Genomic DNA, 24699 nt, shown 5'->3' on the forward strand with positions numbered 1-24699 from the left:
GACCGACATCTTCCATTGATCACTGATCGTCGGCGCAGAAGCATGACTCTCAGCGGGCGGGCACCACCACCAGCCACCCACATCGTCCGACCGCTCCGCGGTGTCACGACCCGGCCCGCGGATGCCCGGCCCGAGTCGATCGGGACGACGACGTGGGGGAGGAACCTTTGTTCACACGACCATCCGCACGGTCACCACGATGGCGGGCGGTGGCGATCGCGACCGCTGCGCTGCTGGCCGTCACCGCACAGCCCGCGGTCGCCGCGCCGGCACCGCAGCCGGCACCACAGCGGGCCACCGTCGACGAGGCGTTGGTGGACCGGCTCGCCACCAGCGACACCACCGCGTTCCTGGTCTACCTGCGGGAGACCGCACCGCTGGCCGAGGCCGCCAGGACGCGCGATGCCGATGAGCGGGCCCGCGCCGTGCACCGGCTGCTCACCAGCACCGCCGCCCGCAGCCAGGCCGACCTGCGCGAGTTGCTCGACGAGCGGAAGGTGCCGCACACGGCGTACTGGATCGCCAATGCGATCCGGGTCGAGGGCGACAAGGCGTTGGTCGACGAGATCGCCGGTCGGCCCGAGGTGTCCCGGATCGCGCCCAGTCGCAGCTACCCCCTGCTGCTGCCGACCTCCAGCGAGGCGACCCGGGCGCGTACCGCCGCCGTCGAGTGGGGGCTGACCAACATCGGGGCACCCCGGGTCTGGGAGGAGTTCGGCGACCGCGGTGAGGGCATCGTGGTGGCCAACATCGACAGCGGTGTGCAGTACGACCACCCGGCACTTGTCGCCTCCTACCGGGGCAACCTCGGCGGCAGCTTCGACCACGCGTACAACTGGTTCGACCCGGCCGGGATCTGCACCGGCACCGCGCCCTGCGACAACAACGACCACGGCACCCACACGATGGGCACCATGGTCGGCGACGACGGGGCCGGCAACCAGATCGGGGTGGCACCGGGCGCGAAGTGGATCGCCGCCAAGGGCTGCGAGGCACGCAGCTGCTCCGACGCCTCCCTGCTCGCCTCCGGCCAGTGGGTGCTCGCACCCACCGACGCCAACGGCCAGAACCCCCGGCCGGATCTGCGTCCCGACATCGTCAACAACTCCTGGGGCGGCGACGGCGGTGACCCCTGGTACCAGCAGACCATCGCCGCCTGGCGGGCCGCCGGGATGTTCCCTGTCTTCTCCTCCGGCAACGACGGCCCGAGCTGCGGCAGCGCCGGTTCCCCCGGCGACAACGCCAACGCGTACGCGGTCGGGGCCTACGACGTCAACAACGCCATCGCCAGCTTCTCCGGTCGCGGCTCCGGCACCGACCTGATCAAGCCGAACGTCGCGGCGCCCGGCAGCAACGTACGCTCCAGCGTCCGCAACGGCGGGTACGCCTCGGCCAGCGGCACCTCGATGGCCGCCCCGCACGTGTCCGGCACCGTGGCGTTGGTCTGGTCCGCCGCGCCGAGCCTGCGCGGGGACATCGCCGGCACCGAGGAACTGCTGGACCGCACGGCCCGCGACGTCGACGCGACCACCTGCGGCGGCACCCCGGCCGACAACAACATCTTCGGCGAGGGCCGGCTGGACGCGTACGCGGCGGTCCGGGACGCACCCCGAGGCTCGGTCGGCCGGGTCACCGGCCGGGTGACCGACGCGGCCGACGGCGACCCGGTCAACGGGGCGACCGTGACCGACGGCACCCGTACCACCAGCACCGGCCCCGACGGTCGGTACACGCTTAGCGTGCCGGCCGGCGAGAGCACGGTGACGGTCAGCGCCTACGGCTACGTCGGCCAGTCGGCGACCGTCACCGTCGCCGAGGGCGGCGCCGTCACCCGCGACTTCGCGTTGACCGCCAACCCGACGGTCACCGTGAAGGGCAAGGTCACCGACGCTTCCGGTCACGGCTGGCCGTTGTACGCGCGGATCGAGGTGGCCGGTCGACCCGGCGGTCCGATCTTCACCGACCCGGTGACCGGGCGCTACTCATTCACCGCGCCGGGTGGCACCTCGTACCGGCTCACCGTCACCGCGCGGTACCCGGGTTATCAGGCCGTCACCCGCGACGTGGCGGTGGCCGCTCGGGACGTGACGGCCAACATCGCCGTACCGGTCGAGGCGAGCTGCGTCGCCGCCGGTTACTCGGGCCAGTTCGGTGCTCCGCTGCTGACCCAGAGCTTCGACGGCACGAGTGCGCCGTCGGGCTGGACGGTGACCAACCGCACCGCCTCCGGTGGCTGGGTCTTCAACGACCCGCGCTCGCGCGGCAACCTGACCGGCGGCTCGGGCGGGTTCGCCATCATCGACAGTGACGCCCTGGGCAGCGGCAACACCCAGGACACCGACCTGGTCGCCCCGCCGCTGAACCTGTCCGGCGCGACCGCACCGGTGCTGCGCTTCCGCAGCGACTGGCGGGCGGTCGGCATCACCGACACGGCCGACATCGACGTCTCGACCGACGCCGGAGCGACCTGGACCAACGTCTGGCACCAGACGTCGAGCCGGCGTGGGCCCCGGGTCGAGGAGGTGCCGCTGACTCCGGCCGCCAACGCCGAGTCGGCGCTGGTCCGATTCCGGTTCAAGGGCACCTTCGCCTGGTGGTGGCAGGTGGACGACGTGGAGGTGGTCAACCGGGAGTGCACGCCGGTGCCGGGCGGCCTGGTGGTGGGCAACACCACCGACCGCAACACCGGTGAGGCGATCAACGGGGTGACGGTGGTCAGCGACGACCAGCCGCAGGACAGCGCGGTCTCGGCGGCCACCCCGGAGGACGGCGCCCAGCCGGACGGCTTCTACTGGATCTTCTCCACCCTGACCGGCACCCGGCCGTTCACCGCCAGCCGAACGCCGTACCAGTCGGTCACCAAGGACGTCGCGGTGGTCGAGGACGGGGTGAAGCGGACGAACTTCGCCCTCGGTGCCGGGCGGGTGACGGTCAGCCCGACCAGCATCGAGTCGCACCAGCGGCACGGCCTCGTACGGACCACCACGGTGACGGTACGCAACACCGGTAGCGCGCCGGCCGAGGTGGATCTGCTGGAGCGTTCCGGCCAGTTCGCGTTGCTCACGCAGGGTGCTGGCGCGCCTCTGCAGGTGCAGAAGATGAAGGGCATCAGCAAGGAGCGGTCCGGTATCGCGTACGGCGGTGCCGCGCCGGAGTCCGCTTCGACCGCCGCCGACGACGCGTGGACTGAGATCGCCAAGCTTCCCGCGTCGATCTACGACAACGCGGGGGCGTGGCTGGACGGCAAGGTCTACTCGGTCGGCGGTGGCAGCAGCACCGGCACCGAACGCAAGGCCTGGGTGTACGACCCGAGGGCCAACGCCTGGACCGCTCTGCCCGATTTGCCGGTGGCCCGCTCGAAGCCGGCGGCGGCAGCGGTCAACGGCAAGCTCTACGTGATCGGTGGATGGGGTGGCAGTGGTAACACGGTAGCCACGGTCGACGTCTTCGACCCGGCCGCCGGCACCTGGAGCACTGTCCCGGGTGCCACCAACCCGACCCCGGTCGCGGCGGCCGGCGCGGCGGTGCTCGGCGGAAAGGTCTACCTGGTCGGTGGCTGCGCCGACGCCACCTGCACCGACAGCAACCGGGTAGTGATCTTCGACCCGGCCACGGGTTCCTTCCGTACCGGTGCCAACTACCCGCATCCGGTGTCCTGGCTGTCCTGCGGCGGGATCGGATCCTCGGTCTACTGTGCCGGTGGCACGGGCAGCACCGAGTACACCGACGCCTACCGGTACGACCCGGCGGCCGACAACTGGAGCCCGCTGCCGAGCATGCCGCTGGAGCTGTGGGGCTCGCAGTACGCGGCGGCCGGCGGGCTGCTGGTGCTGGCCGGCGGGGTGACCGACGGGTCGACGGCGGTCACCAACCGCACCGTCGCCTTCGACCCGGCCACCGGGGCGTGGCGTGACCTGCCGAACGCCCGGTTCGGCAGGTACCGGGGCGCCGCCGCCTGCGGCGCGTACAAGATCGGTGGTTCGCCCAGTTCGTTCGTGGGCAGTCCGGACAGTGAGCGGCTCGGTGGCCTGGACCTCTGCGCGGCCGAGGCGGACCTGCCCTGGCTGAGCACGTCGCCGAGCACCTTCACGCTCGCTCCGGGCGCGTCCCGGACGGTGACCGTGACGCTCGACGCCACCACCGAGGCAGGCGTCCTCCAGCCGGGCCGGTACGCCGGTGAGCTGGCGATCGCCTCGAACACCCCCTATCCGGTGACCCCGGTGTCGGTGGAGATGAACGTGTCCCCGCCGAACAACTGGGGCAAGATCCAGGGCACGGTCACGGGTACCACCTGCGGCGGCGTCACCGTCGGCATCCCGGCGATCGTGCGGGTGAACCTGATCTCGGCCGGCACCGGCACCACGCTTACCGCTGACGCCAGCGGTAAGTACGCCTGGTGGCTGCCGCGAGGCCGGTACGAGGTGATCGTCGCCAAGGACGGTTGGGTTCCGCAGGTGCAACGTCACCAGATCGAGGCGGGCATCGTGGGCACGCTGAACTTCGCCCTCGACCCGGCTTCCACCTGCACCAGAGCCACCGGCATCTGATCCGACAACCTTCTGGTGGCCGCCGGTCGTTCATCGACCGGCGGCCACCGCTTTCTGCCAGGGGGATCCGCGCGGAACGGCCGGGGTGGCGAAGACCACTTCGGCGGGGAGCGCCTGGTCGCGGAGGGTCCTGAACCCGGTCAAACGGGCGGGTCGGTGGCACTTCGGGCAGCCCGGCCAGCCAGCCTGGCCTGCTGGTTCGCGGCTCCGCGCCGCCGCGAGGACATTCACGGATGGTCCGATCGGCCGAATTTGATCACCAGACTTGGCGATCTATCAAATATCACTTAGCGTTATCGGCGAACCTCCAACGCGAGTAGCGCTCACCTCCCCCTACCTGCGAATTGACCCCCTATGCCCGAAGTTCTGCTGACCGTATCGATTACTGTGAGTAGTCTCGTACTGCTCCTCATCATCGGCTCCTTCGGGTACGGCTTCCTCCGTCCGGCCGTGGGCTACCAGCCGCGCCACGCCGCCCGCCCCCCGCTCTACGGGCCGGTACGCGCGGACCAGGTCGCCATCCTGATCGCCTGCCGCAACGGCGCCGCCACGATCGCCGCGACGGTACGCGCGGCGCGGGCCACCGGCAGCGACGTCTACCTGGTCTCCGACGCCTCCACCGACGAGACCGCCGAACTCGCCGCCGGGGCCGGTGCCTGGGTGCTGCCGTTGACCCACAACGTCGGCAAGCCGGCCGCCCTGCATACCGCCTACGAGGCCTTCGAACTCGGCCGTCGCTACCGGGCAGTGGCCATCCTCGACGACGACGTGGTGGTCGCACCGGACTTCGTCACCGCCGCGCTGGACAAGATGACCGACGAGGTCAGCATCGTGGTGGGGCACAACGCCACCTGGTGGCCGCCCGAGCGACGCTGGAACCCGTGGCTGGCCAAGCGGGCGTACAGCTACTGGATGTACCAGGCGGTGATCCGCCGGATCCAGAGCCACTTCAACGTCATGAACTGCATCTCCGGCTCGAACTCCATCTACCGGACCGAACTGCTCGACGTGGTGCTGCCCACGCAGCCGCCGTACATCGTCGACGACACCTACTGGGTGCTGGAGACCCACCGACGCAACCTCGGCCGGGTCGTCTACGCACCCCGCGCCCTGGCCCACCTGCAGGACCCGACCAACCTGCGCGACTGGTACCGGCAGAACCTGCGCTGGATGTGGGGCACCTTCCAGGGCGTCATCGGTCACCGCGTCGGCCGGTACGCGACCCGCTTCGACTACGCGTACCTTCTGTTGATCCTGCACTGGCTGCTCTACGTGGCCGGCGGCCCGCTGACCCTCTGGCTGATCGCCACCGCCGGCCCCGGGCTGCTCCCCGGCCTGCTGTTCCTGCTGGCCGGCCACGGCATCTGGGTGGGGATCGCCGCCTGGCGGCTCCGCCACCCGCAGCTTCCGCTCTTCCTACCAGTGATCATCGTCGCTGACCTGCTGTACCGGGTGATCCTCGTGCACGCCCTGGTGAAGGCGATCCGTCAACCCACCGTCGAACGATGCGTCTGGGACTCCCCGGCCCGCATCGCCGTCGGTGCAAAGGGGTGAGGGAGGTGAGAACATGTCCGCAAACCAGGACCTCCCGCTGACCGGCGCCTCGACGGCCGCCGTCGGCCTGGTCGGCAGCATCCTGCTGGGGCTCGGCGCCCTGCTGGTGACCGTCGCCAACCTGGGCGCCAAGGCCCGCCGCAAGATCAGCTGATCGCGCGAGCGCCAGCTCGAAAGAGCAACAACCACACGCGGTACGGCCGTCGGGGCAACCCGGCGGCCGTACGCACTTCCCAGGCCAGCAGCATCGCCCCGGACCACGCCCAGCAGGTACGGCGATGTTGCGGTATCGACCGGTCCCGCACCCAGCAACTTCGGCGTTGTTGCGAAACCGCCTGCCCTGCCCTCGTCGGGGCGGGAACGGCGCGTGGCCCGGGTCCCCCGACGATGGGAGGGACACGGGCCACGCGGCCAGTGGTACGGGGGGTCAGTCGCCGACCGTGACGGTCACCTCGGTGATGCCCCGACCGGCGGTGACGGCGATGTCGCCGTTGCCGTGGCGGGACAGGGCCCGCAGGGTCCAGTTGCCGGGCGCGGCGAAGAAGCGGAACTGGCCGACCGGTGAGGTCACCACCTCGGCGGTGAACTCACCGGTGGAGTCGAGCAGTCGGACGTACGCACCCGGCACCGCCTCGCCCTGCGCGGAGTGGACGACACCGGTGATGACGGTTTCCTTCTCCAGATCGATGCTGGCAGGCAGCGGCGCGGCCTGGTCGGGTGCGGCGCAACCAGCGGCGGTGGGTGCGGTCATCTCAGGCCTCCCCCGGCTCATCGCCGAGCGCGATCGGCACGCCGATCAGCGAGCCGTACTCGGTCCACGAGCCGTCGTAGTTCTTCACGTTGGGGTGGCCGAGCAGCTCCTGGAGGACGAACCAGCTGTGCGAGGAGCGCTCGCCGATCCGGCAGTACGCGATGGTCTCCTTGCCGTCGTCCAGCCCCGCCTCGCCGTAGAGCTTGCGCAGCTCGTCGTCGGACTTGAAGGTGCCGTCCTCGTTTGCCGCCTTGGACCACGGCACGCTGATCGCGGTCGGGATGTGGCCACCGCGCTGCGCCTGCTCCTGCGGCAGGTGGGCGGGGGCGAGCAGGCGGCCGGCGTACTCGTCGGGGCTGCGCACGTCGACCAGGTTCTTGGTGCCGATCGCGGCGACGACCTCGTCGCGGAAGGCCCGGATGCTGTTGTCCGGCTCGCTGGCGACGTACTGGGTGGCCGGGCGGGTCACGGTGTCCTTGACCAGCGGCCGGGCGTCCAGCTCCCACTTCTTGCGACCGCCGTCGAGCAGCTTGACGTCGCGGTGGCCGTAGAGCTTGAAGTACCAGTACGCGTACGCGGCGAACCAGTTGTTGTTGCCGCCGTAGAGGATGACGGTGTCGTCGTTGCTGATCCCCTTCTCGGAGAGCAGCGCCTCGAACTGGGCCTTGTTGACGAAGTCCCGCCGGATCGGGTCCTGCAGGTCGGTCTTCCAGTCGAGCTTGATGGCGCCGGCCAGGTGGCCGGTGTCGTAGGCCGAGGTGTCCTCGTCGACCTCGACGAAGACGACGCCCGGGGCGTCGAGGTTCTTCTCGGCCCAGTCGGCCGAGACGAGTGCGGTGTCGCGACTCATCAGATCACTCCCTGGTGAGGATGGATGGTGAGCCAGCGCGCGGAGGCTGTGGGATGTTCAAGTTGTCGCACCACGCGCGGGACCCATAGCTAGGAACGGATCACGGGTTTGTGCGACGGCGCCGCTGCCGGGCGTCCGGTGGGTGCACCGGGATGGAGTACGCAAACCCCGAGTGCCGATGGCCGCTATGCGGCCGGAAGCAGCCCCGCCGTCAGATGACGGGGCGACACAGGCAGGTGGCCACGCGGCACAGGTCGACCGCGCGCCGTTTGGTGAGGAGCGTCCCCATGACCAGGGAGCCTACCAGTGATCCCAATTTTCTCCAGGGGCCCGACCAGCATCCGGGACGTTGAGCCCGAGGTCAGCCAACCGAGTTGATCGGTACGTCCCGCGCATCGGCGGTCACCGTCAGCCCCTGGGGCTGCGGGAGCACCTCCCGGACGGTGAGCTGGAACGGCAACTCCGGCAGCGGCACGTCGACCGAGATGCTGCGGGCGAAGTTGTTCAGCAACGTACGGGCCAGCGGGGCGCTGGGCAGCCCTTCGGCGTCGAGGTCCGCGAACCGCAGGGCGATCTGCCCCTCGTCGCTGACCACGATGTCGGCGACGCCGGTGACGGTGAGCTGCTGACCGAGGACGTCCAGGGGGGCGGTGACGGCGAGTTGCCCGTTGCGCTCACCGAGGGTCAGCCCTTCCCGGTCGAGCAGGGCGGCCAGGCTCTGGTAGCTGATGGTGGCGGTGCCGTTGACCGTCTCGGCCACCACGTCGCCCTGACCGGTACGCAGGGTGTCCAGCGAGGCCCGCACGTTGCGGGCGTCCACGTCGAGGCTGGGCAGCGAGATCGCGTCGCCCTGCACCGCGCCCTGCACGTCACGCATCCGGATGGTGATGCGCTCGTACCGCCCGTCGACGACCTGGGTGAGGAACGGGAACCCGCCCACCTCGACCTCCGGCGGCGCGGACTGCGCCTGCTGGCGAGCCACCTGTTGGCGAACCTCGTCGGCGATTCTGCGCTCGGCCACGCTGGCCGCCACCCGGTCGGCGATGACGACCAGCCCGGCGAGGACCAGCAGCAGGACGACGAACCCGATCAGTAGCTTGCGACCCCGTCGCCGCGGTCGCCGGTCGTACGTCTGCTCGTGGTCCACGCCGCCTCCTGTCTTCACGTACGCCGGCGCGTACGCCGACTGTCTCTGACGTACGCCGATGCCGGCGCACGAGTGTTACCCGGAGCCCGAATTGCTCAATCACCGCCGGTGCCGCAGCGGTCGGTCACAGCAGGAGCCGGCACATCAGGTACGCGGCCGGTGCCACCATCGCCAGCGCGCCCAACGGCCCCTGCACATGCCGGGCCGCCCACACGGTGGGCTGTTCACCCGCCATCAACCGGCCGGCCTCGGCGTAGCTGACCGCGAGGTCGGCCAGCACGGCGACCCCCGCCGCGACCAGACCGAGGATCGCGGCCCTGGTCGGAGTGAACGGGGTGACCAGGTAACTGCCGAGCACCGCGCCGACCAACGTACCGACCATCGCCCCGCCGACCACGCCCGCTGCGCCCCGGGGCACCTGGGGTGCGAGGCGGGGCCAGGCGGCGAAGGCGTCGGTCGCGCGGGCGACCGCCACCGTGACCGCGCCTGCGGTGAGGCAGACGACGATGGCCTGGGTGCCGGCGGGGATCCGGCTCAGCACGATCAGCGTGGCGAAGGCGACCGTGCCGAACATGATGGTGGCGGTGGTCCGCAGCGAGTCGGTGACCCGGACCCGGTCCACCCGGCGCACCAGTTGACCGAGCACCGTGGCGAGCACCGCGCCGATCGCGATGTAGAGCAGCGGCCCGAGTCGCGCCTCGGAGCTGCGTACGGCCACCGCGTCGGCCGCCAACGCGGACAGTGCGCCGACGCCGAGCACCACCGGCAGGGCGGGTGGTCGGGTGACCATCGTCCAGCCCAGCAGGAACAGCATCTGCACGGTGAGCACGACGAACGTGAAGGGCAACCGGTGGTCGGGCCCCGACGTGTGCGCACCGAGGACCAGGCCGAGGCCGAGGAGCGCGGCGAACCCGGCGATGGCGAGCGAGAGTTGCCGGCTGACCTCGACCGGCGGCTCCGTCTCCTCCTCGTCGTCACCGTCGAGCGCCTCGTCGGAGCGGCGTGCCGAGCCGCCACGGCGCAGGCGTCGCGGGCCGCCGGAGCGACGCGCCTCGTCGTTCTCCACGGTCGGGCCGGTCGACGGTGCCGCGCCACCGGCCGGGGGCGGGTCGTCCGCCCACGGCTCGCGGCCGGTCTCAGGTGAGCTGGAGGGAAACACCCACCGATGGTGCCAGACCGACCGCAGATCGCGGGTGCCAGCGTTTCCGCCAGGTTAAAACCTGAGCCGCGATCGAGGGCAGATGGGGCAAACGGGAAATCACGCCCGGGCTCGGCGCAGTCGATCGGTTACGCTCATGCCGAAACCCGCCCGTCAGCGACGCCGGGACCCACGGATGTTCCCAGCGCCATATCCGCCAAGGAGTGCCGCTGGTCGCGCGCGGCCGCACGGGGCCGCCGGGACGGAGGTGATCGTGGAGATCCTGCTGCTGGTGACCGCACGAGCCGGCGAACCATCTGCAGTGCTGCCGGCACTGGACCTGCTGCCGCACTCGGTACGCACCGCACCGCGCGACGTTCGCACCCTGGTCGCCGGGCCGAGCCCGGACGCCGTCCTGGTCGACGCCCGCTCCGAGTTGAGCGAGGCGCGGGCCACCTGCCGGATGCTGCACGCGACGGGGCTCGGCGTACCGCTTGTCGCGGTGGTGACCGAGGCCGGCCTGATCGCCCTGAACGCCGACTGGGGAGTGGATGACGTCATCCTCGCCTCCGCCGGCCCGGCCGAGGTCGAGGCCCGGCTGCGGCTCGCGGTCGGTCGGCTCAGCAACGCGACGGCCGGTGTCGGTGGTTCCATCCGGGCCGGCGAGCTGATGATCGATCCGGACACCTACGCCGCGAAGCTCAAGGGTCGCCCGCTCGACCTGACCTACAAGGAGTTCGAGCTGCTCAAGTTCCTCGCCCAGCACCCGGGCCGGGTCTTCACCCGCGACCAGCTGCTGCGCGAGGTCTGGGGGTACGACTACTTCGGTGGCACCCGGACCGTCGACGTGCACGTCCGGCGGCTGCGGGCCAAGCTCGGCTCGGAGTACGAGTCGATGATCGGCACGGTGCGGCAGGTCGGCTACAAGTTCGTCGTGCCGTCCTCGCGCAACTCGCTCTCCGACGCCGTCGAGTCGGCGTCGCTCGCTGCACGGCCCCTCACCGTCGAGGGCTAATTTCGCATATGCCCCTTTTGGGCGGCTTGGCAGTCATATGGTGACTGCCAAGTTGGCCAGCGGGAGGGGCAGCGGTGCGCGGTTATCACGGGGGCACGGGCCGAGTGCTCGGGATCATCACGCTCGTCGTGACGGCGGTGCTCGGCTCGGCGTACCTGCTCGGCCGGAGCCTGGTCCCCGATCCACCGCGCCACGACTCGGCGGTCACCGCCACCGGCGCTGACCACCCCGAATACGCCGACCAGTCCGCCGAGGCCGACCCCGGTCACCCGTCCGCCAGCCCGTCGAACCCGCCGAGCCCGTCGGACGGGACGGACCCGAACTTCGGCCCGATGGGCACCCGGCTGAGCACCGGCACCAACGAGGTGGCGCTCACCTTCGACGACGGCCCGAACCCGGACTACACCCCGCAGATCCTCGCCATCCTGCGGGAGTACCACGTCACCGCCACCTTCTGCGTGGTCGGGCAGAACGCCCAGGCCTACCCGTGGCTCGTCCAGCAGATCGTCGACGAGGGCCACACCCTGTGCAACCACAGCTGGAACCATGACGTGAGCCTGGGCGGCCGGTCGCCGGATCGGATCCGCGACGACCTGCTGCGTACCAACGCCGCGATCCACGCCGCCGCGCCGGACGCCCCCGTCACCTGGTACCGGCAGCCCGGCGGCGCCTGGACCTACCCGGTCATCTCCGTCTCCCGCGACCTCGGCATGACGCCTCTGCACTGGACACTCGACCCGTCCGACTGGCGGGCGCCCGGCGCCACCCGGATCGCCTCGGTAGTGCTGTCCGAGGCCCGCCCCGGATCGATCGTGCTGCTGCACGATGCGGGCGGTGACCGGCAGGGCACCGTCGACGCGCTCTACCGCATCCTGCCCGACCTGACCGCCCGCTTCGACCTGCAGGCCCTGCCGAAGCACGGTACGTGAGGGACCCTGCCGGGTGCGGATACCGTTTCGGGGATGAGCGAGCGAACGCAGACCGAGGCCCCTGGAGCGCGGGTATGACCAGTACGCAGGTGAGCCGGCTGGACCGGCTCGATCCCGCACAGATCGCCGAGGTCGTCGACCTCGCCCGGGCGGCCGGCGACACCGACGGCGCGGACCCGCTGGACGAGCAGATCCTGCTTCGACTCCGCGACGAGCGGGCCCCGGCGATCCACCTGGTCGCCCGTGGCACCGACGAGACGCTGACCGGGTACGCGCACCTCGACACCACCGACCCGGGCACGGGTGTCGGGGTAGGACTCGTGGTGCATCCGGCGTACCGGCGACGGGGCATCGGGCGGGCGCTGGCGCAGCAGGTACTGGCGAACGCCGCCCGACCAGTGCGGGCGTGGGCGCACGGCGACCACCCCTCCGCCGCGGCACTCGCCGTCGACCTCGACTTCCGTCGCGCCCGCGTGCTCTGGCAACTGCGTCGGCCGCTCTCCTCCCCGCAGCCCGAACCCCGCCTGCCCGACGGGGTGACCCTGCGCGCGTTCCGTCCCGGCGTCGACGACGAGGCCTGGCTGGCCCTCAACGCCCGGGCCTTCGCCGAGCACCCCGAGCAGGGCCGGTGGACCGCCGACGATTTGCGGGTACGCCTCGCCGAGCCATGGTTCGACCCGGCCGGCTTCCTGCTCGCGGTCGAGTCGGCGACCGGCCGGCTGCTCGGTTTCCACTGGACGAAGGTGCACGAGCGTCCCGGCTCGGCCCGCATCGGTGAGGTGTACGTGCTGGGCGTGGATCCGTCCGCGCACGGCGGCGGGCTCGGCCGCGCGCTGACCACGGCCGGGCTGACGTACCTGCGGGAGCAGCGCGGCCTGGACCGGGTGATGCTCTACGTCGACGAGTCGAACACCGCGGCGGTGGCGCTCTACGAGCGGATCGGCTTCGCCCGCTGGTCCGCCCACGTCAACTACCAGCTCGGTTGAGGGCTCACCGGCTCAGGTCAGGTGGAATCGGGGGTCGTCCGGGTCGGACAGGTCCAGCCGGGGAGTGATCGGCGTGGCCGCGTCCCGGGCCGAGGCGGCTCGCGCCACCGCGTCGAGGTCCGGGCAGGCGGCCACCTCGCCGAGCGTGACCAGGGTGGGCGGGAGCATGCTCAGCTCACCGGCCCCGGCACGCGCGCAGGCGTCGGCGGGTCGGATCCAGAGCGTGTGGTCGGCCTCCCCGGAGACGTCCCGGGTTCGCTGCCCCTCGGGCAGCAGCGCCACGAAGAAGTACGTGTCGAACCGACGCGGCTCGAACTCCGGCGTCACCCACCGGCTCCACGGCAACAGCAGGTCCGATCGGAGGGTGAGCCCGCGCCGGGCGAGCAGTTCGGCGAAGCCGGTACGGCGCTGCTCCAGGTCGACGCGGGCGCGTTCCCAACTGTCGTCGCTGACGTCACCGACGACCCGGCTCCCGTCCGGCCCGGCGAGCAGCACCCCGGCCTCCTCGAAGACCTCGCGGGCCGCCGCGCAGACAACCGCCTGTGCGGCGGCCGGGGCCAGGGCGAGGGTCTCGCCCCAGCTCGCCGGCGTCGGGCCCGCCCAGTCGACTCCGGTGGTGGAGTCCGAGGGGTCGACCCCGCCGCCGGGAAAGGCGTACATGCCGCCGAAGGCCATCGCGGCGACCCGACGGATCAGGTACGCCTCGTAGCCCTCCCGGGCCGGACGCAGCAGCAGAACGGTGGCCGCCACCCGGGGTACCGGCGGCTGATCGCCACTGGTCCAGAACCGGCGGGCGTGCTCCACCAACGCAGGCGGGGCGGGGTATCCACGGTCGGTCGTCATCGCCCAGCAGCCTAGCCGGGCGCTCGTCGCGGTCTCGACGGGTGGATCAGCCGTACGACGCAGTGGTGATCTTCGGTAGCGTCACGCCATGACTCGTTGGGGCATCCTGGCCACCGGCCACATCGCCGCCCGCTTCGCCGAGGACCTCCGGCTGGTGCCGGGGGCCGAGCTGGTCGCGGTCGGCTCACGAACCGCCGAGAGCGCGCAGCGCTTCGCCGACCGGCACGGCGCTGCCCGGGCGTACGCCTCCTGGGCGGACCTGGCCGCCGACACCGACCTGGACGTCGTCTACGTGGCCACCCCGCACGTCGCGCACTACGAGGCGGCCCGCACCTGCCTGGCCGCCGGCCGGGCGGTGCTGCTGGAGAAGCCGTTCACCCTCGACCTGCCCACCAGCACCGAACTTGTCGACACCGCCCGCGCGGCCGGGGTCTTCCTGATGGAAGCGATGTGGATGCGCTGCAACCCGCTCATCCTGCGGGTCTGCGAGCTGATCGCGGACGGCGCGATCGGGACCGTGACCAGCGTCCGGGCCGACTTCGGCCTGGCCGGTCCGTTCCCGCCCGAGCATCGGCTGCGGGCCCGGACGCTGGGTGGTGGCGCCCTGCTGGATCTCGGCATCTATCCGGTGAGCCTGGCCCACCTGCTGTTGGGCGTGCCGCAGCACGTGCGGTCGTGGGCGAAGCTGGGTCCGGAAGGCACGGATGAGAACACCGGCCTGGTCCTCGGGTACGACTCGGGCGCGATTGCCACGCTGAGCTGCGGCCTGGTCGGGGCCACCGGCGTCACCGCGTCGATCACCGGCACCGCCGGGCGGATCGACCTGCCCGAGCCGTTCTTCCGGCCGGAAGCCTTCCACCTGCACCGGGAGGGCGCCGAGACGGAGACGTTCACCGCCGAGCTGGTCGGCTCGGGTTACCAGTACGAGGCCATCGAGGTGCAACGTTGCCTGGCCGAGGGGCTGACCGAGAGTCCGCTGGTGCCGCACTCCGCCACGCTGGAGATCATGGGGCTGCTCGACGAGGTCCGCGCGCAGATCGGTGTCTCGTACCTCTGAGGTGCTGCGTGTTAAAAGGGGCCCCCTGTACTACGCGAGGCGTTAACAGGGGGCCCTTCCTTACCGCTCAGCTGAACAGGGGGCGGACCAGGAAGTACATCAGGGCACCGATCGAGCCGGCGGCCGGGAAGGTCAGGATCCAGGCGCCGACGATGTTGCCGGCCACGCCCCACCGGACGGCGGAGAGCCGCTTGGTGGCACCCACACCCATGATCGCCGAGGTGATCGTGTGGGTGGTCGAGATGGGGGCACCGAGCACGAGGGCGTTGAAGTAGAGAACGCCGCTGGCCACCGTCTCGGCGGCGAAGCCCTCCGGCGGACGCAGGTCGATGATCTTGCGACCGAGGGTGCGGATGATCCGCCAACCACCGGCGTACGTACCGGCGGCCAGCACGGCGGCCGAGGTCCAGAACGCCCACTCCGGGATGTGGGTCGGGTCGCTCTGGTAGCCGCCGACGAAGAGGGCCAGCACCACGATGCCGATGGTCTTGGCCGCGTCCTGCATGCCGTGACCGACCGACATGGCCGCCGCGGAGGCGGTCTGGGCCCACCGGAAACCGCGGTTCAGCTTGCCCGGGTGCCCGTTGCGGAACAGCCACTGCACACCGATCATCACGATGTAGCCGAGGATGAAACCGACCATCGGCGACAGGATCATCGGGATGATCACGCTCTCGCCGATGCCCTTCCAGAGCACCGTGCCGGACGCCGCGACGGTCGAGCCGACCAGACCACCGATCAGGGCGTGCGAGGACGACGAGGGCAGCCCGAAGTACCAGGTGATGAGATTCCAGACGATCGCGCCGATCACACCGGCGAAGACGATGCCGAGGCTGGACACCCCGGTCGGCAACTCGACCAGGCCGCTGCCGACGGTCTTGGCCACCTCGGCGCCGAAGTGGGCGCCGATGAAGTTGCCGATCGCCGCCATGCCCAGGGCCACCCGTGGCGTCAGGGCCCGGGTGGAGATGCTTGTCGCGATGGCGTTGGCAGCGTCGTGGAAGCCGTTGGTGTAGTCGAACACCAGGGCTACCCCGATCACCGCCAGCACCGCGATGAGCTCGGGAGTCACAGTCACCGGATCAGGACTCCTTGACCGCGATGGTCTCGACGGTGTTGGCCACGTGCTCGAAGGAGTCGCAGGCGGCCTCCAGCTCGTCCGCGACCTCCTTCATCTTCAGCACGGTCAACGCGTCGTACTCGCCGGAGAAGAGGCGCACCAGCAGCATCCGGTACGCCTGGTCGCCGTCGTTCTCCAGCCGGTTGATCTCGATCCAGTAATCCTCAAGATCCTTCATCGACTTCAGTCGGGGCATCGCCTCGGCGGTCAGCTTCGCCTGCTGGTCCAGCACGTGCACCAACTCGTGCATCTCCCGCGGCAGCGACGGCAGCTTGGTCAGCCCGTAGAGGTAGAGCAGGTTGCCCACCGCCTCCAGGTGGTCCATCACGTCGTCGAGCAGCGAGCCGAGTCGGTATATGTCCTCCCGGTCGAACGGGGTGACGAAGGTCGAGTTGATCTTCTTGTACAGCTCGTGTGTGATCTTGTCGCTGTCGTGCTCGACCTCGGTGAGCCGCTCGCTGACCGACTGCACCTCGACGTCGGGCAGGGCGAGTTCGTTGAGCAGCTCGGTACCCCGGACCAGGTTCTGCGCGGCCCTGGTGAAGAGCTCGTAGAAGGCGCCCTCGTTGGGGCGGAAGGAAAACTTCACAGCACGGACCTCGTCGTGTCGGCGGAAGGGGTGTCAGCGCGCTGTCCGGCGCTCTGCTGAGGGAATGCTAGGGAACGGTTCGACCGGCGATTCGGCGGCCCACCCCTGGCCAGGTGTCATTCACCGGTCGTTCAACTTCCGTTCACCTTCACCGCTTTCCACCGCGCCCGACAACGCGCCTTCGCACGCCCACACGACGTCGAAGCCGGGCGGTGGATCCCCCGAGAGCAGGGTGTCGAACGTCTCACGCCGTCGTGCTCCATCGCTGCATCATCACCCGTCGCCGGCGCGTCCGCTCGGCGTCCGGGTAGATGCGCGGCGGGTCGGCCCCGGCCTGACCAGGACCTTCGCCAGGTCAGACCACCAGGGCGAGCCACTTACGGTACGAGGTGGCGAACGGCTCCGTGCCATCGCCCAGCGCGGTGAGCAGCCAGCGGGACGCCGCCTCCGCCTCGACCACCAGATCGTCCGGGTAGCCGAACCGGGCCCGGTGCTCGGCGAACTCGTCCTCGTCGCGCAACTCGACCAGGCCGGTTTCCCGGCGGCGGACCACGTCCAGGTCCAGGTCGACCAGGTGTACGGTCTCCTCGCCCTCCCAGCGCGCCGGGGTGGCGATGTCGCAGTAGACCTCGCTGGTCCGCGGCGGCGGGTTGAACATGCCCGTCCACCAGGCCTGGTGTGGCACCAGCAGGACGAAGGGGATCTGCTCCACCGAGGGGCGACCGTGATATACCGAGCTGGTGCCGGCCGGCACACCGAGCCAGATGCCGAGGTCGTCCTCTGCCAGCCGGCGAGCCGGATAGTCCCGGTGGGCGCTGCCGTCGTACTTGCGGTAGATCACTCGGACCACGTCGCTCGGCATGAGTCGCACCCTAACCGATTACGCCCACGCCGCGCCGTCGGGAAGTTACCGGACGCAAGGGCGGTATCCGCTGCGTGAACCGCAACACGGTCCGATCGGTACCGCCCGCGTCGGTCCCGGCGGGTACCGTGCCACGGTGACCCCGCCCCGCACCGCCACCGGCTCCGCCTCGACCCGCAGCAGGGCCCGTCGGTCCGGTGATCGCCCGGGTGGGGCCGAGTTGTTGGCCGCCGCGGTCGGTGCGGTGCCCGGTGGCAGCGCTCGTCCGGGTCAGCAGCAGATGGCCACGGCGATCGAGGAGTGCGTGGCCTCCGGTGAGCACCTGCTGGTGCAGGCCGGCACCGGCACCGGCAAGTCGCTTGCCTATCTCGCTCCCGCGCTCACCGTCGACGGCCCGGTGGTGATCTCCACCGCCACCCTGGCGTTGCAGTCCCAGCTGGTCGAGCACGATCTGCCCCGGCTCGCCGACGCGGTCGAGCCGCTGCTGGGACGACGCCCGACGTACGCCGTGCTCAAGGGCCGTCACCACTACCTCTGCCTGGCCCGCCTGGACAACTCGACCGAGGACGAGCCGGCGGACACCCTCTTCGACGCTCCGGCCGAGCGGCCCGGTGGCGGCGCCCGCTGGCTCGGTGAGGCGGGCCGCCTCGGCAAGCAGATCCAACGCCTGCGGGACTGGGCGTTGGAGACCGACACCGGCGACCGGGACGAACTCGACCCGGGCGTCGACGACCAGGCCTGGCGGCTGGCCTCGATGCCGGCCCGCGAGTGCGTCGGCGCGGCCCGCTGCCCGTACGGTGCGGAGTGCTTCGCGGAGGCATCCCGCGCCCGGGCCCGGGAGGCCGACATCGTGGTGACCAACCACAGTCTGCTCGCGGTCGACATGCTCGCCGGACGACACATCGTCCCGCCGCACCGGCTGCTGGTCGTCGACGAGGCGCACGAACTGGCCGATCGGGTCTCCTCGGCGGCGCAGGCGGAACTGACCCCGGATCTCATCGACCGCTCTGCCCGGCGGGCCCGCCCGTTGCTGCGTCCGGAGACGGCCGAGATGCTGACCGAGGCCGGTGACGCTCTCGCGATCGGGCTGGCCGAGGCCCCGGCCGGACGGATCACCAGCGGCCTCCCGGGCCCGTTGCGGGAGGCGTGCACGTTGCTGGACGCCGCGACCCGGGCCGCCCTGGACGCCATCGGCGACATCAAGGCCGACGACCCGGACCCGGTCCGCAAACAGCAGGCCAAAGCCGTCCTCGACGAGATGTCCACCACCGCCCAGCGGCTGCTGGAGGAGGCAGAGCACGACGTCGCCTGGGTGGAACGCAACGACAACACCGGCCGCCGGGCGCTGGTGGTGGCACCGCTGTCGGTCGCCGGTACGCTCGCCACCCACCTGTACGACGAGCGGACGGTGGTGGCCACCTCGGCGACGCTCGCACTGGGCGGGCGCTTCGACACAGTGGCCCGGGCGCTGGGCCTCGAAGCGCCACCGCCCGGCCCGCCGTCGCCGGCCGCCGAGGCGCTCGCCGCCTCGACCGTACGACCGGGCGGCACCGCACCGACCGCCGGCGGCAGCGCCAAGGACTCCCCCAACCAGTACGCCGACTCGGGGCCGGGCTGGCGTTCGCTGGACGTCGGCTCTCCGTTCGACTACCCCCGCCAGGGGATCCTCTACGTGGCCGCGCACCTGCCCCGCCCCAGCGTCTCCGGGCTGCCCGACGCCGCCGGGGAGGAGTTGCTCGAACTGGTCACCGCGCTGGGTGGTCGTACGCTCGGGTTGTTCTCCTCCCGGCGGGCCGCCACCCAGGCCGCGGAGCTGCTGCGGGCCCGCACCGACCTGCCCGTGCTGTTGCAGGGTGAGGAGGCCCTGCCGCTGCTGGTCCGCCGCTTCCGGGAGGAACGGTCGAGCTGCCTGTTCGGGGTGATGTCCCTGTGGCAGGGCGTGGACGTGCCAGGTGACTCGTGCCAGCTCGTCGTGATCGACCGGCTGCCGTTTCCCCGGCCCGACGAGCCGCTGGCCGCGGCCCGGGCGGCGGCGGTGGACGCGCAGGGTGGGTCCGGGTTCGCCGCGGTCAGCGTGCCAATCGCCGCGGTCCGGCTGGCGCAGGGCGTCGGGCGGCTGATTCGCGCCTCCGGCGACCGTGGCGTGGTGGCCGTGCTCGACTCGCGGCTGGAAACCGCCCGGGGCTACGGCCCGTTCCTGCGCCGGTCGCTGCCGCCGTTCTGGTACACCACCCGCAGGGAAGTGGTCCGGGGTGCGCTGACCCGGCTGGCCGACAGCTGACCGACCAGCGCGGTCAGGGTGCGCGGGAGGCGACGACGACCGCGTCGGGCGGGGTGTCGGGAACGGTACGGGCGGCGAGCCGACGTACCGCGGTGTTGAGTACCGCGATCAGCGGGACCGCGACCAGCGCTCCGGTGATCCCGGCGAGCACCACACCGGCGGCCAGCCCGATGATCACCGCGAGCGGGTGGATGGCCACCGCCCGGCCCATGATCAACGGCTGGAGGATGTGCCCCTCGACCTGCTGCACCCCGATCACCACACCGAGGATGATCAGCGCGGTGACCGGCCCGCTGTCGACGAGAGCGACGAGCACCGCCACGCCACCGGAGAGCGTCGCGCCGATGATCGGGATGAACGCACCGAGGAACACCAGGGCGGCCAGCGGGAAGGCGAACGGGATGTCGAAGATGACCAGGAAGATGCCGATTCCCACGGCGTCGATGAAGGCGACAAGCACCGTCGCCCTGACGTAGGCGACCAGGGTGGCCCAGGAGGCGCGCCCCGCGTCGTCGACCTTCCAACGGGCGGCGACCGGCAGCAGCCGGACCACGAAGCGCCAGATCATGTTGCCGTCACGCAGGAAGAAGAACGCCGCGAACAGCACCAGGATCGTGCCGGTCAGCACCTCTGCCAGCGTCGTCGCGGTGGAGAGCGCCCCGCTGGTGAACTGCTCGGTGTTGTTGTTGACCCACTGTTGGGCCTCTTCGAGATAGCGGTCGAGGTCGTTGTCCGACAGGTGCAGCGGCCCGGTCTTCAACCAGTCCTGGATCTGTTGCAGGCCCTGGCTCGACTTCGCGGCCAACTCCGGCACACCCTTGATGAACTCGTTGACCACCAGGGTCAGCGTGCCGACCACCGCGGCGAGCCCGGCGACCAGCACCACCGCGGTCGCCAGCGACTTCGGCAGCCGGGCCCGCAGCAGCCAACCCACCGCCGGTGCCAGCAACGCCGAGAGCAGCATCGCCACCGCGAGCGGAATGATCACGATGCTGATGGTGCTGACCAGCTTCACCAGCGCCCAGAACACCACGCCGACGACGATCAGCCGCCACGACCAGGCGGCGGCGATGCGCAGCGCGTGCGGCACGTCCGCGTCGTCGCGACTGGAGGTGGAGTGGTGCAGGGCCGGGGACGGTGGCTCCGCGCCGACCACGGTGGCGGCCGGCGGTGCCACCGGCCCCGGTTCCGACGGCGAGGCCGCCCGGGCCGGCGTGGGCACATCGGGCGGCGTGCTGCGGGCGGCGCGGACCGTGTCCCGGCCCGACTCGTACGCGCGGCGCAACCGTCCACGTAACCGCTCGAATCGGCTCAAGCGCACCTCCCGGCAGGATTCGGCCCGTGCACGGCGCCAGGGCGGACAGGATACGCCCGGCGACTCGACAGTAGGTCAGGTTTCCACCACACATTGCCCCGCTGACGGTCCGGTGAATCGCAGACCACCGGCGGCTTGCCGGAAACGACACGGTAGCGTCTGCGACGTGACAGCCGACCACAACCTCGACTCCGGCCTCCCCATCCGGCTGCTGCATGACCGGGTCCTGGTGCGCATGGAGGGCAGCGAGGGGGAGCGCCGCTCCACCGCCGGCATCGTGATCCCGGCCACCGCAGCCGTGGGCAAGCGACTGGCCTGGGCCACCGCCGTGGGCGTGGGGCCCAACGTCCGCTCCATCGTCTCCGGCGACCGGGTGCTCTTCGACCCCGACGACCGTTCCGAGGTCGAGTTGCACGGGCGCGGCTACGTGTTGTTGCGCGAGCGCGACGTGCACGCGGTGGCCGCCGAACGAGTCGAGGAAGACGCCACCGGGCTCTACCTCTGAGCCTCCCCGGTACCGCACCGACACGGTCCGCGTCGTTTGCCACGCTCCCCGGCGGGAAGCCAGCCGCACCACCGGCCCTGGGGAGGGACGATGCCGGTATTCGTGAAGAAGGTGCTGGCCTGGGGAAGCCTCGCGTTCCTGATCTACTTCATGGCGTTCCGCCCCGAGGGCGCGGCGCAGATGTTCAAGGCGATCGGCGGCGCCCTGGTGATGATGGCCCAGGGGTTCGGGGACTTCCTCACCAGCCTGATGACCTGACCACGCGCCGAGTCGACCGGCAGCCTCGACGGACCGGTCAGCGGTGCGGTGGCCAGGGTGTCACCGGGCGCGGTCCGTACCAGCCCGGCGGAGGGTGGTGACCCGGGTAGGGCGCAGGCGGCGGGGGCGCGGCGAGCACCACCGGGATCGGGACCACCGGATCCTCCGGCGCGTCCACCGTACGCTTCGATCCGTCCGGAAAGCGCAGATGGTAACGGTGACCGTCCCAGACGCCGACAGGTGTCTGCGGGTCCCGTCCCACGAAGAACGACCGGTAGACGCTTATCGAGTCCAGCAGCTCCCGTTCCTCCCGCGCCGTCCGCTCCCGGTCGACGGGTCGACGGTCCAGTCCGCGCAGGGAGCCGTCGCGCAGCAGCGCCAACCGGGTCGCCGCGAACTGGTAGCCGCGCATGGCGCGCAGACCGGCGTCGCCGGCCACCCGCCGGGCCCAGGCCCGGGCCGCGTGCCGGCGACCGAGACTGCTCAGCGCCGCCACCTCCGGTGGCGTGAGCCAACCGGCGCGTACGTAGTCAGGCAGGATCCGCTCGGTGAGGCGACCCTCCCAGGCCCGTAGCCACACCGCCAGGCCGACCATGCCGAAGAAGATCGGCACCATCACGCCGACGAAGCCGAAGAGCGAGATCAGCACCTGGCCGGTGGCCTGGGTGAGCGTCGGGATCAGGTTCCACGCCCCGTGCAGCATCATCGCCAGCAGCAGACCGGCGATCGGTGCGAACACCCGGACCCGACGGTCCGCCGTCCGCGCGGCGATGCCGAGCCCGATACCGGTCATCGCGGTGAACAGGGGATGGGCGAACCCGAACAGCAGGATCCGGACGATGAAGATGGCGATCACCTGCTGCGCCCCGGTGGCCGGGCCGTACTGCTCCGCACCCGAGGCGTACCCGTGCCCACCGAGGTAGAGGATGTTCTCCACCATCGCGAAGCCGATCGCGGACAACCCGCAGTAGACCAGGCCGTCGGTGATGCCGGACCACTCCCGACGCCGGAACACCAGCAGCAGGATCGGGGCGATCGCCTTGGTCAGCTCCTCGATGAAGGGGGCGACCAGCACGGCGGTGAGCGCGACGGGCAGGCCCTGATCCTCGAACCACCCGGCGGCGGTCTCGTTGACCAGCAGGGATGCCGCGGTGGAGACGAAGGCACCCCAGCCGAAGCAGAAGATCAGGTATTTGAGCGGCTCCGGTTCGTACCGGTCCAGCCAGAGGAAGCAGGCCACCAGCACCGGAACCGGCAGGATCGCGGCGGCGGCACCGATCAGCAGCGCCTCCGTACCGAGGTTGGTGCCGAGCGTGAAGAGCATGAAGATCGCACAGGCCGCGATCAGCAGGATCGCCCCGCTCAGCACCAGGGCGCGGCGCCAACCCAGCCGACGACGGGGCACTCCAGGTGCCCCGTTCCCCCCGGGCGGCGCGGCGGGCACGGGCGGCGACGGCGGCAGGGGACCGCCGGACGGGGTGTCGGCCATACGGTCAGCGTAGTCATGGCCGGCTCGCCGAGCCGCAGACATCGGCGGCAACGCCGGCCACCTGTGTGCTCCGGGCTCGGGCGGGCGCGCTTCACACCGGGCGGGGGTGTTCCAGAGCCGGGCGGACGTGCTCAGCCGACCGGCGGCGCGGTGGGCTGCTTCACTTCCGGTTCCGGGCCGGCCGGGGAACCGGGCCTGTCGGTCTCGCCGAAGGACTGCCGGACCATCCGGTTCGCCTCCTCCTGGCTGATCCCCGAGGCCACAATCAGGTCGCTGGCGGTGGTACGCACCTGGGCCACCACCACACTGCCGGAGAAGCCGACCCCCTCGGCGTACGCCCGGCCGGCATCGCTGACCGCGCGCAGCGAGCGTTCCCGGGCCCGCTCGGGCTCCTCACCCTGGGCGAACTCGCGCTTGAGCAGGCGGACCGCCTCGGCGAGATGGGCGACCGCGTCCGGCATCGGCTCCGGCACCGGTTCGGCGTCCTCGATCAGGGTGACCGCACGCCGGATCAGGGTGCCGCTGTTACGCATCGCCCGATCGATCGGGTCGGCCGCCTCGGCATAGTGGGTGAGTTCGCTGCGCCGGTGCCAGCGCGCCGGGGAGAGCAGGGCGGTCTCCTTGGCGCCCTCGATCGCCTCGGTGAGGGTGGCCAGTTCCGCCTTGTTGTCGCGCAGCCGGTCCAGCGCCGTCTGGACCTTGTCCCGGTCCCGGGCGCGCAGCCCGTCGGCGGCGGCGTCGAGCTGGTCGGCGAGCAGGTCCAGGGCGGGCCGGGCGGCCCGGTTGAGCACCCGCAACGGGTTGAGCGGCAGCAGGATCGCGGTGACCAGCAGCGCGATGCCACCGCCGACGAACGCGTCGACGAACCGGGGTATCTCCAGGGCTTCGACCGTCGGGCTGAGGGTCACGATCAGGACCGCGGTCGCGGCGGCCTGGATGACGATGGCGACGCTTCCTCCGGCGAAGATGGTCAGCAGGATGGCGACGGTGACGACCAGCGCGAGCTGCCACGGACCGGTGCCGAGAAAGTGGACGAGGATGTCGCCGACCGCCACCCCGACCGCCACTCCGATGATCAGCTCCACGGTCCGCCGGAATCGCTGCCCCACCGAGACGGCGAGGGTGCCCACTGCGGAGATCGGGGCGAAGACCGGCTGCGGGTTGCCCAGCAGTTCGTGCGCGGCCACCCAGCTCAGTCCGGCCGCAAGACCCGCCTGTACGGCCAGGGCGAGCGACATCCGGACCCGGTGCAGGCGGTCGTGCAGGGTCGCTTTGCCCCGTTGGCGCACCTGCGCTGCAATTTCGGTGATCCGTGCCGTGCCCACGTCGGACAGGCTCTGGCGTATCCGGTCACGGCGCAGCACTCGAAAACGTCGCTCCTGGGCCTCCGCCATGGCCGCTACTACCCGCCGCGCGCCGGGACAATCCTCGCGCAGCGGTACCGATCGCACCGTCGGGCCGAC

The 24699-nt window shown here is 71.2% G+C and carries 22 protein-coding genes; 10 read left to right on the forward strand and 12 right to left on the reverse strand.

Going from position 1 to position 24699, the window contains the following annotated elements; translation table 11 throughout:
* Window positions 1–167 precede the first annotated feature (167 nt).
* The 3 genes from VAB18032_RS27165 (at window position 168) to VAB18032_RS32425 (ending at window position 6255) form a co-directional block, all read left to right on the forward strand.
* Window positions 168–4547 (forward strand): S8 family serine peptidase, encoded by a 4380-nt coding sequence (locus VAB18032_RS27165; protein WP_043722069.1) that lies wholly within the window; start codon window positions 168–170, stop codon window positions 4545–4547.
* A 387-nt stretch (window positions 4548–4934) separates the two neighbouring features.
* Entirely contained in the window at window positions 4935–6101 is a 1167-nt protein-coding gene (locus VAB18032_RS27170) for a glycosyltransferase family 2 protein (RefSeq protein ID WP_013736142.1), read from the forward strand.
* Between the two features lie 13 nt (window positions 6102–6114).
* On the forward strand, window positions 6115–6255 hold the full coding sequence (locus VAB18032_RS32425) for a hypothetical protein (RefSeq protein ID WP_013736143.1): 141 nt from the start codon (window positions 6115–6117) through the stop codon (window positions 6253–6255).
* Window positions 6256–6528: 273 nt separating this feature from the next.
* On the opposite strand, the gene VAB18032_RS27175 is transcribed toward VAB18032_RS32425, so the two are convergent.
* The 5 genes from VAB18032_RS27175 to VAB18032_RS27190 form a co-directional block, all read right to left on the reverse strand.
* Window positions 6529–6852, reverse strand: coding sequence for a DUF1416 domain-containing protein (locus tag VAB18032_RS27175; RefSeq protein ID WP_013736144.1), 324 nt, complete (start codon window positions 6850–6852; stop codon window positions 6529–6531).
* A gap of 1 nt (window position 6853) precedes the next feature.
* Window positions 6854–7702: a sulfurtransferase gene (locus VAB18032_RS27180; RefSeq protein ID WP_013736145.1), complete on the reverse strand. Its 849-nt coding sequence runs from the start codon at window positions 7700–7702 to the stop codon at window positions 6854–6856.
* A 211-nt stretch (window positions 7703–7913) separates the two neighbouring features.
* Complete coding sequence (locus VAB18032_RS33390; RefSeq protein ID WP_311202345.1) at window positions 7914–7991, reverse strand: Ms5788A family Cys-rich leader peptide; 78 nt, start codon at window positions 7989–7991, stop codon at window positions 7914–7916.
* Window positions 7992–8063: 72 nt separating this feature from the next.
* Entirely contained in the window at window positions 8064–8849 is a 786-nt protein-coding gene (locus VAB18032_RS27185) for an LmeA family phospholipid-binding protein (protein ID WP_013736146.1), read from the reverse strand.
* A gap of 124 nt (window positions 8850–8973) precedes the next feature.
* Window positions 8974–10008 carry a hypothetical protein gene (locus VAB18032_RS27190; RefSeq protein ID WP_013736147.1) on the reverse strand — a complete coding sequence of 345 codons (1035 nt, stop codon included), beginning with the start codon at window positions 10006–10008 and terminating at the stop codon, window positions 8974–8976.
* 253 nt (window positions 10009–10261) lie between these two features.
* Between VAB18032_RS27190 and VAB18032_RS27195 the strand changes: the two genes are divergently transcribed.
* The 3 genes from VAB18032_RS27195 to mshD all read left to right on the forward strand — a co-directional run bounded on the left by VAB18032_RS27195 (window position 10262) and on the right by mshD (window position 12917).
* Complete coding sequence (locus VAB18032_RS27195; protein ID WP_043725879.1) at window positions 10262–11002, forward strand: winged helix-turn-helix transcriptional regulator; 741 nt, start codon at window positions 10262–10264, stop codon at window positions 11000–11002.
* Window positions 11003–11106: 104 nt separating this feature from the next.
* Complete coding sequence (locus tag VAB18032_RS27200) at window positions 11107–11931, forward strand: polysaccharide deacetylase family protein (RefSeq protein WP_013736149.1); 825 nt, start codon at window positions 11107–11109, stop codon at window positions 11929–11931.
* 74 nt (window positions 11932–12005) lie between these two features.
* Window positions 12006–12917: a mycothiol synthase gene (mshD, locus tag VAB18032_RS27205; RefSeq protein WP_013736150.1), complete on the forward strand. Its 912-nt coding sequence runs from the start codon at window positions 12006–12008 to the stop codon at window positions 12915–12917.
* 12 nt (window positions 12918–12929) lie between these two features.
* Here mshD and VAB18032_RS27210 read toward each other — a convergent pair whose 3' ends face one another.
* Window positions 12930–13760 carry an NUDIX hydrolase gene (locus VAB18032_RS27210; protein WP_043722079.1) on the reverse strand — a complete coding sequence of 277 codons (831 nt, stop codon included), beginning with the start codon at window positions 13758–13760 and terminating at the stop codon, window positions 12930–12932.
* Between the two features lie 88 nt (window positions 13761–13848).
* On the opposite strand from VAB18032_RS27210, the gene VAB18032_RS27215 reads away from it, so the two are divergent.
* Window positions 13849–14817: a Gfo/Idh/MocA family protein gene (locus tag VAB18032_RS27215; RefSeq protein ID WP_013736152.1), complete on the forward strand. Its 969-nt coding sequence runs from the start codon at window positions 13849–13851 to the stop codon at window positions 14815–14817.
* A gap of 67 nt (window positions 14818–14884) precedes the next feature.
* On the opposite strand, the gene VAB18032_RS27220 is transcribed toward VAB18032_RS27215, so the two are convergent.
* The 3 genes from VAB18032_RS27220 to VAB18032_RS27230 all read right to left on the reverse strand — a co-directional run bounded on the left by VAB18032_RS27220 (window position 14885) and on the right by VAB18032_RS27230 (window position 17388).
* Window positions 14885–15889: an inorganic phosphate transporter gene (locus tag VAB18032_RS27220; protein ID WP_013736153.1), complete on the reverse strand. Its 1005-nt coding sequence runs from the start codon at window positions 15887–15889 to the stop codon at window positions 14885–14887.
* Window positions 15890–15899: 10 nt separating this feature from the next.
* Window positions 15900–16526, reverse strand: a complete 627-nt coding sequence (locus VAB18032_RS27225; RefSeq protein WP_013736154.1) for a DUF47 domain-containing protein — start codon at window positions 16524–16526, stop codon at window positions 15900–15902.
* A 355-nt stretch (window positions 16527–16881) separates the two neighbouring features.
* Window positions 16882–17388 carry a DUF402 domain-containing protein gene (locus VAB18032_RS27230; RefSeq protein WP_013736155.1) on the reverse strand — a complete coding sequence of 169 codons (507 nt, stop codon included), beginning with the start codon at window positions 17386–17388 and terminating at the stop codon, window positions 16882–16884.
* Window positions 17389–17524: 136 nt separating this feature from the next.
* On the opposite strand from VAB18032_RS27230, the gene VAB18032_RS27235 reads away from it, so the two are divergent.
* On the forward strand, window positions 17525–19669 hold the full coding sequence (locus VAB18032_RS27235) for an ATP-dependent DNA helicase (RefSeq protein WP_043725882.1): 2145 nt from the start codon (window positions 17525–17527) through the stop codon (window positions 19667–19669).
* Window positions 19670–19682: 13 nt separating this feature from the next.
* Here the strand turns inward: VAB18032_RS27235 and VAB18032_RS27240 are convergent, their stop codons facing one another.
* Window positions 19683–20990 (reverse strand): AI-2E family transporter, encoded by a 1308-nt coding sequence (locus VAB18032_RS27240; RefSeq protein ID WP_148272344.1) that lies wholly within the window; start codon window positions 20988–20990, stop codon window positions 19683–19685.
* Window positions 20991–21150: 160 nt separating this feature from the next.
* On the opposite strand from VAB18032_RS27240, the gene VAB18032_RS27245 reads away from it, so the two are divergent.
* Entirely contained in the window at window positions 21151–21489 is a 339-nt protein-coding gene (locus tag VAB18032_RS27245) for a GroES family chaperonin (protein ID WP_013736158.1), read from the forward strand.
* A 90-nt stretch (window positions 21490–21579) separates the two neighbouring features.
* Window positions 21580–21747: a hypothetical protein gene (locus tag VAB18032_RS32430; RefSeq protein ID WP_013736159.1), complete on the forward strand. Its 168-nt coding sequence runs from the start codon at window positions 21580–21582 to the stop codon at window positions 21745–21747.
* Between the two features lie 37 nt (window positions 21748–21784).
* Here VAB18032_RS32430 and VAB18032_RS27250 read toward each other — a convergent pair whose 3' ends face one another.
* Together VAB18032_RS27250 and VAB18032_RS27255 are read right to left on the reverse strand one after the other, a co-directional pair.
* Window positions 21785–23278 (reverse strand): PrsW family intramembrane metalloprotease, encoded by a 1494-nt coding sequence (locus VAB18032_RS27250; protein WP_081476210.1) that lies wholly within the window; start codon window positions 23276–23278, stop codon window positions 21785–21787.
* An 89-nt stretch (window positions 23279–23367) separates the two neighbouring features.
* Complete coding sequence (locus VAB18032_RS27255; RefSeq protein ID WP_043722083.1) at window positions 23368–24630, reverse strand: FUSC family protein; 1263 nt, start codon at window positions 24628–24630, stop codon at window positions 23368–23370.
* Window positions 24631–24699 lie beyond the last annotated feature (69 nt).

Origin of the sequence: Micromonospora maris AB-18-032, assembly GCF_000204155.1 — a bacterium.
GTDB classification, from domain to species: domain Bacteria; phylum Actinomycetota; class Actinomycetes; order Mycobacteriales; family Micromonosporaceae; genus Micromonospora; species Micromonospora gifhornensis.

What these genes read in the sequence shown, in the direction of transcription:
- VAB18032_RS27180 (WP_013736145.1), bottom strand. Translation starts at nt 7,702, where the DNA reads ATGAGTCGCGACACCGCACTCGTCTCGGCCGACTGGGCCGAGAAGAAC.
- VAB18032_RS33390 (WP_311202345.1), bottom strand. Translation starts at nt 7,991, where the DNA reads ATGGGGACGCTCCTCACCAAACGGCGCGCGGTCGACCTGTGCCGCGTG.
- VAB18032_RS27250 (WP_081476210.1), bottom strand. Translation starts at nt 23,278, where the DNA reads ATGTCTGCGGCTCGGCGAGCCGGCCATGACTACGCTGACCGTATGGCC.
- VAB18032_RS32430 (WP_013736159.1), top strand. Translation starts at nt 21,580, where the DNA reads ATGCCGGTATTCGTGAAGAAGGTGCTGGCCTGGGGAAGCCTCGCGTTC.
- mshD (WP_013736150.1), top strand. Translation starts at nt 12,006, where the DNA reads ATGACCAGTACGCAGGTGAGCCGGCTGGACCGGCTCGATCCCGCACAG.
- VAB18032_RS27175 (WP_013736144.1), bottom strand. Translation starts at nt 6,852, where the DNA reads ATGACCGCACCCACCGCCGCTGGTTGCGCCGCACCCGACCAGGCCGCG.
- VAB18032_RS32425 (WP_013736143.1), top strand. Translation starts at nt 6,115, where the DNA reads ATGTCCGCAAACCAGGACCTCCCGCTGACCGGCGCCTCGACGGCCGCC.
- VAB18032_RS27210 (WP_043722079.1), bottom strand. Translation starts at nt 13,760, where the DNA reads ATGACGACCGACCGTGGATACCCCGCCCCGCCTGCGTTGGTGGAGCAC.
- VAB18032_RS27215 (WP_013736152.1), top strand. Translation starts at nt 13,849, where the DNA reads ATGACTCGTTGGGGCATCCTGGCCACCGGCCACATCGCCGCCCGCTTC.
- VAB18032_RS27255 (WP_043722083.1), bottom strand. Translation starts at nt 24,630, where the DNA reads ATGGCGGAGGCCCAGGAGCGACGTTTTCGAGTGCTGCGCCGTGACCGG.
- VAB18032_RS27230 (WP_013736155.1), bottom strand. Translation starts at nt 17,388, where the DNA reads ATGCCGAGCGACGTGGTCCGAGTGATCTACCGCAAGTACGACGGCAGC.